The sequence below is a fragment of the Mangrovactinospora gilvigrisea genome (genome assembly GCF_001879105.1).
Taxonomy (GTDB): Bacteria; Actinomycetota; Actinomycetes; order Streptomycetales; family Streptomycetaceae; genus Mangrovactinospora; species Mangrovactinospora gilvigrisea.
The window spans coordinates 1-6,177 of the sequence record NZ_MLCF01000033.1 but is presented as its reverse complement, the minus strand read 5'-3'; the positions used below and the strand labels follow the sequence as shown (position 1 = coordinate 6,177).

Below are 6,177 nucleotides of genomic sequence, written 5' to 3'. Positions count from 1 at the left end.
CATCCGTATCGGCGGGGGCGGGGCGGCCTCGGGGACCGCCTCGGGAGCCGTCTCCGGGCCCCGGCCCTGCGGACGGCCGGTGCCCGGAGCCGCCTCTCCCGAAGCGGTGCCCCCCGATGCGCCCCCCGATGCGGCGTCCCCCGGGCCGCCGTCCTGCGCCGCCGCGGCCTCCGCCGGCTCCGCCGACTCCACCGGCCCGGGGCCGAGCGCGCGCCGCCGCGTCGCGCCCTCCCCCGTCGCCGGTGCCCCCGCCTCGTCCGTCACCGTGCCAGCCATCGGCTCTCCTTCTCGGGCCCGGAAGACCCCGTCGGACCGCTTCCGCTACCGCGCGCTTCCGCTCAAGCACAGCGTGTCATCCGACGACGTCCGATGGGCGGATTCCCCCGAATCCCGCCCCACGGGCCCGTGGTGGGCTAGGCTCTGCGCCCCGCCCCTGGCGTCCCGCCTCCTCCTCAGCCCTCCTTGAGGAACAGCTCGATCACCGGCACGGCGACGTCCGGCCGCTGGATCGGCAGCTCGAGCGTCTGCGAGCTGGAGGGGATGCCGTGGATGCTGACGTTGGTCTCCCACTCCGGCGCCGGCTCCAGCATCTTCACCTCGGAGGCGTCGTGCAGGAACTGCGCGTAGGCGACCTTCCCGGCGAGGCCCTCCAGGTGGACGTGGCGCATCGGCCAGTCCATCAGGTGCAGGTAGAGGCGGTTGCCGCGGCGGGTGTAGCGGCAGCCGGTGGGGGCGGTGAGGCCGGCGGCCTCGCCGGCGCCGATCACCGAGCGCTCGTGCACCCGCATCCAGTCGCCGATCTCCCGCAGCCGGGTGAGCGCCCGCGGGTCGAACTCGCCGCGGCCGGTGGGCCCGACGTTCAGCAGCAGGTTGCCGTTCTTGGAGACCGTGTCGACGAGCATCCGGACCAGCAGCTCGGACGGCTTCCAGTCGAGGTTGTCACGGTCGTAGCCCCAGCTGCCGTTGAGCGTCTGGCAGGCCTCCCAGGGGAGCTGGGTGCCCCGTGCGCCGGAGGCGGCGCTGACCGGCTGGACCTGCTCGGGGGTGATGAAGTCGGCCTCCTCCAGCAGGTCGAGGCGGTTGTTGATGAGGATGCCGGGCTGCAGCCGGCGCACCAGCGCGGCGAGTTCGGCGGAGCCCCAGTCGTCCCGGCCCTTGGCGTTGAAGCCGCGGCCGGGGTAGGAGAAGTCGAACCACATGGTGGAGATGTCGCCGTACCGGGTGAGCAGCTCGGTGACCTGGGCGTGCAGGTACTCCCGGTACTTGGCCATGTCCCGGCCCTTGGTGGCGGCGATGAACTCCTCGTCGTCGCGCTGCGGGTGCATCAGGTCGACCGGGAAGTCGGGATGGTGCCAGTCGATCAGCGAGTGGTAGAGCCCGGTGCGCAGGCCGCGGGAGCGGAACGCGTCGAGGAACGGGCGCAGCAGGTCGCGCCCGCAGAGCGGGGCGTGCACGGCCGAGTAGTCGGTCTGCTCGGTGTCCCAGAGGCAGAAGCCGTCGTGGTGCTTGGTGGTGAGGACGGTGTAGCGCATCCCGGCGCGCTGGGCGGCCTCGGCCCAGGCCTCCGGGTCGTAGAGGTCGGGTTCGAAGTGGTCGAAGTACCGCTGGTACTGCGCGTCGGTGAGGCGCTCGCGGTTCTTCACCCACTCGTGGCGGGCTGCGGCGGAGTAGATGCCCCAGTGCACGAAGAGGCCGAAGCGGGCCTCGGTGAACCAGGTGGTGTCGGTGCGGCCTGCGGCTGTCGTCGTCATGCGGTCGATCCTCGCCGCACCGCCACCCCCGGTCAATCATTCATCCGATGTTATTGGGTGAACGCCTGGAGCTCGGCAAGATCGTCGACGCGCTGCGCGACGCCGTCGCCGTGCATCACCAGCCGCAGCCAGCGCGCCCGGACCGGCCCGGCGAGGGCGTGCTCGTCCTCGGCGGCGGCGGCCGAGGTGCCGCTCGCGACGGTGCTCCAGTGCACGCCGTCCTTGCTGATCCGCAGGTCGTAGGGGACGGTGGGCTGGTCCGGGCCCCACCAGGCGCGCAGCCGGCGGACGGTGTCCCGGGGGTCCAGCCGGACGGTGACGGACTGGTCGCCGGCGGACGGCGCGCTCTTCCAGTCGGAGCCGGAGCGCCAGTCGTCGGCGAGCCAGGGCGCATGGTCGGCGTCCAGCGAACTGCTCGCCGAGATCGGACGGTTGAGTGCGACGTCGACATGCGTCCCGACGGCCCCGTCCGGCGCGGAGCCGATCGCGAGGTCCTGGGTGGTGCCGGTGGCGTCGGCGGTGACGACCGAGTTGCCGGTGCACTCCGCCCGGGTGCCGGCCAGTCCGGCGCGCACCGTCCCGTCGTTCGCGGTGGGCAGGCCGAACCGGACGGTGGTGTGGAAGAAGTCGTCGCAGGAGGTGTTCACCGACGAGGAGTTGCGCTGGTAGAACTCCGACCAGTTGACGACGCTGGACGGCTTGACCGTCCAGCCGGACGGGTCGTCGTCGGGCCGGATGGTGCCGAGCGAGAAGACCTTGCCGGTCTGCACCTCGCGGACGGTGACGCGCAGCCCCTTGGCGCCGACCGGCCGCATGTCGAAGGCGTAGGTGAGGCCCTGCCGCCAGTTGAAGTGGATGCGGCAGCCGACGTACGGGGTGCCCTCGGTGGCCTGCTCGCACCAGGCGCCCTGGTCGCGGCTGGTGAGCGAGGAGGCGGCGCCCCAGATGGAGAAGAGGAACATCCGCCGGCCGTCGCCGTTGGTCTGGAACCCGTAGTAGCCGGTGTGGCCGTTGCCGAGGGTGAACTGGGTGGCCCAGTACTCGTGGGAGTTCGGGCCGGGGTCGGCGGTGATCGTGGTGCTGGACTGCAGGCTGGTGAGCGGGGTGCCGGAGGGGAACGCGTAGTTGGAGTAGCCGTTGGGCGCGGAGCCGGCGGCGTGCGCGGGCGCCGCGGCGGCGGTGAGCAGGCCGCCCGCCGCGAGGGCGGTCGCCAGCAGCGCGCGGGTGGCGGGGCGCGGTCGGGTTCTCACGGGGCGGTGCTCCAATCCGGGTGGCCGGGCATCGGGGGGTTGTCGGGGCTGAAGAGCCAGGCCTCCAGGAAGGGGCGGAGGGAGGAGTCTCCGGTGCTGCGGACGGCGGTGTCGATGAAGAGGTCGGAGCTGCCCCAGGCGTTGCGGTGGGTGGTGACCCAGCTGTGCATGATGCGGGCGAAGGCCGCGTCGCCGACCTGCTGCTGGAGCGCGTAGAGGACGACGGCGGCGCCGTCGTAGATGTTGAAGCCGCCGAGGCCGGTGGGGCGTCCAGGCGGTCCGTCGGTCTTCCGGACGGCGTCGAGCTGCTGGTACTTGGCCTTCATGACGGACTCCAGGCTGGCGCCGCCGTGCTCCTCGGCCCAGGTGTACTGGTAGAACATCGCGGGGCCCTCGTTGAGCCAGGCCTGCTGCCAGTCGTGCGGGGTGACGGAGTCGCCGAACCACTGGTGCGTCAGCTCGTGGACCATGACGTTCTGGTACGACTCCGAGGTGGCCGCGCTGCCGAACCAGTTGGGGCCGAAGAGGCTCAGGGTGGCGTTCTCCAGGCCGTCGGCGTAGCCGTCCCGGACGATCTGCACCCCGTAGGTGCCGAACGGGAAGCGCGCGTCCAGCTTCCGCTCCAGCCAGGCGATCTGGTCCGAGGTCTTCGCGACGATCGGGGCGTACTGCGCGGTCTGGTCCGAGGGGACGTAGGAGCGCAGCCGCAGCCCGTGCGGGCCGGTCGCGTCGATCTCCGTCTGGTGCTCGACGGAGATGCCCATCAGCTCGCTGGGCATCGGCGAGCGCATGGCGAAGTCCCAGGTGGTGCGGTCGTCCCCGGCGGGGCGGCGGCCGAGCGCGTCGCCGTTGGCGGAGGCCGTCCAGCCGTTCGGGGCGGTGAGGTGGAAGGTCCAGGTGGGCTTGGACGACGGGGTGTCGTCGACCGGCAGGAAGGTGTCGGCGCGGGTGGCCTGGACGGCCGAGACGAAGCCGCCGTCGCTCTGCTTGGACCAGCCGGAGAGCGAGGTGAAGGGGCCGTTGCCGCTGCCGGAGAAGGCCACCTTCACGGTGAACCGGCGGTGCGCGGCGATCGGCCGGGCCGGGACGATGTTCAGCTTCTGACCGGTGGTCACCCGCGAGACGGTGAAGCCCGCGGGGGCCCCGTCCACGGTGACGGAGGCGATCGCCTGGCCGTCCATGTCGAGGCTGAGGCCGGACAGCGCCTCGGTCGCGGTGGCCGAGACGGTGTTGCTGCCGGTGAAGCCCCGGGTGGCCGGGTCGTAGGCGAAGTCGACGTCGTAGTGGCGGACGGCGTAGCCGCCGTTGCCCAGGTAGGGGTAGAGCGGGTCGCCGACGCCGTAGCCGCCGACGACCGGCGCCCCGGGCGCGGCGGCGGACGCGGACGGCAGCGCGCTGCCGCCGACCGCCGCCAGCGCGACCAGCAGCGCGGCGGCGCGGACGGCGGTCCGGCCGCCGGTCACTTGGCGGCCCCCTTGCCCTTGCCGTGCGCCTGGGCGTAGGCCTGCTGGTACTCCTTGCGGATCTGGTCGCCGCCCTGGGAGCGCCAGGTGGACACGATCTTGTCGTAGTCGCCCATCGGCCGGCGCCCGGCGACGATGTCGGTGAGGGCGTCGGTGACGGTCTGCCCGATGGTGAGGCCCTTCTTGCCGTCGGTCGGCGAGTAGAGGCCGGTGGTCGGGTCCATGATCCCCTTGGGCAGCGAGTACTTGAGCGCCTCGTAGACCATCCGCGCCCCGTCCGGGTCGGTGGGGTCGTAGATCGGGTACGACGGCCCGGCGAGGTACTTCCAGGGCACCGCGGTGTCGCTGGTGCCCTTGGCGGTGAGGATCGGGTTGCCCTTGGCGTCCGGCTTGTAGTCGGTGCCGGCCACGCCGAAGTAGATGAGCTGGTACTCCTTGCTGCCGAACGGCGCGGCCATGAAGTTCGCGACGCCGAGCAGCTTCTCCACCTTGGCGTCGTCCGCCTTCTTCAGATAGGTGGTGGAGAAGGCGATGTTGTCGAGGAAGTCGACCGCCTTGGCGCCGAACGGCACGAACGGCCGGACGTCGGCGGCGGGCACCGACTGCTTGGTGAGGGCGCGCGCCCCGGTCGGCCCGGAGAAGCCCGGCAGCCCGTTGTACTGCATGGCCGCCTTGCCGGACGTGAAAGCGTTGTCACGCTGCTGCCCGGTGAACCCCTCGGAGCCCGGGTAGAAGACCCCGGCCTTGCGGAGCTTCACCAGGTAGGCGACGGCCTCCCGGTACTCCGGGGTCTCCATCGCCTTGGTGAACTTCCCGCTGCCCGCGTCGACGCGCCAGTTGAAGGGCGTCCCGAAGAGCCGCGCGAAGATCTCCATGTTGTAGACGGTGCCGGTGGAGGTGACCATGCCCCACTGCTTCGCCGACGGCGCGGTCAACTCCTTGAGCAGGGAGAGGAACTGGTCGGTGTCCTTGATCGCGGAGGCGTCGGCGACGCCGGCCTTGGCGAACAGGTCGTGGCGGTAGAAGCCGGTGCCGCCGCTCATGCCGCGCGGCACCGGGATGCCGTAGATCTTCCCGGCGGAGGTGCAGGTCTGCCAGGCGGCGGTGGGGATGCCGGCCAGGTTGGGGTACTTCTTCACCTTCTCGCCGCTGAGGTGCGGGGTCAGGTCGGCGCAGGAGGAGGCGAGGAACCCGGGCAGGTCGTCGATCTTCGCGCCGGGCTGGAAGATGTCGGGCAGCTGGCCGCCCGCGACCATGGTGTTGAACTTGGTGTCGTAGTCGGAGGCCGGGATGATCGTCCAGTTCACCGTGCCGCCGAGCGCCTTCTCCACCGCCTGCCAGGCCGGGTTGGAGCCGCGGGCGGGCGGCATCTGGACGAAGATGTTGGCGGCCGCGGTGACGGTGTCGCCGGAGAGCGGCGGCTTGGCGACGGAGGCGGCCGGGCTCGCCGGGTAGCTCGCGAACATCGGGGAGAGGCCGCGGGTGTCGCCGGGCAGCGTGGGGGACGCGGTGCCGGCCGCGGCGAAGGCCGGCAGCTTGACGCTCTCGGCCTGCACCTTGTCGGTGCCGGAGTCGCCGCCCCCGCCGCAGGCGGCCAGCAGCGGCCCGCCGACGGCGAGCGCGGCGGTAGAGGCCGCGGCGTTCCGCAGCAGCCTGCGGCGGGAGAGGACGTGCGGTGCCTCGGTCATGGCGATGGGGCCCTTCGCTGAGGGG

Annotated in this window: 4 protein-coding genes and 1 pseudogene; all 5 read right to left on the bottom strand. The window is 72.1% G+C overall.

Going from position 1 to position 6,177, the window contains the following annotated elements:
• A pseudogene (locus tag BIV57_RS08060) lies at positions 1 to 276 on the bottom strand (hypothetical protein); the annotation flags it as partial.
• Between the two features lie 176 nt (positions 277 to 452).
• Positions 453 to 1,751 carry an alpha-L-fucosidase gene (locus BIV57_RS08055; RefSeq protein WP_071655990.1) on the bottom strand — a complete coding sequence of 433 codons (1,299 nt, stop codon included), beginning with the start codon at positions 1,749 to 1,751 and terminating at the stop codon, positions 453 to 455.
• Between the two features lie 50 nt (positions 1,752 to 1,801).
• The gene (locus BIV57_RS08050) at positions 1,802 to 3,001 is read right to left on the bottom strand and encodes a discoidin domain-containing protein (protein WP_071655989.1); all 1,200 of its coding nucleotides are present in this window, start codon (positions 2,999 to 3,001) and stop codon (positions 1,802 to 1,804) included.
• Positions 2,998 to 4,464, bottom strand: a complete 1,467-nt coding sequence (locus BIV57_RS08045; RefSeq protein ID WP_071655988.1) for a M1 family metallopeptidase — start codon at positions 4,462 to 4,464, stop codon at positions 2,998 to 3,000. The genes BIV57_RS08050 and BIV57_RS08045 overlap by 4 nt, the downstream gene beginning before the upstream one ends.
• A partial coding sequence (locus BIV57_RS08040) for an extracellular solute-binding protein (RefSeq protein ID WP_217651704.1) occupies positions 4,461 to 6,177 on the bottom strand: 1,717 nt, incomplete at its 5' end. The genes BIV57_RS08045 and BIV57_RS08040, both read right to left, overlap by 4 nt.

Excerpts from the sequence above, each read along its gene's own strand:
- BIV57_RS08055 (WP_071655990.1), bottom strand. The coding sequence starts at position 1,751 with ATGACGACGACAGCCGCAGGCCGCACCGACACCACCTGGTTCACCGAG.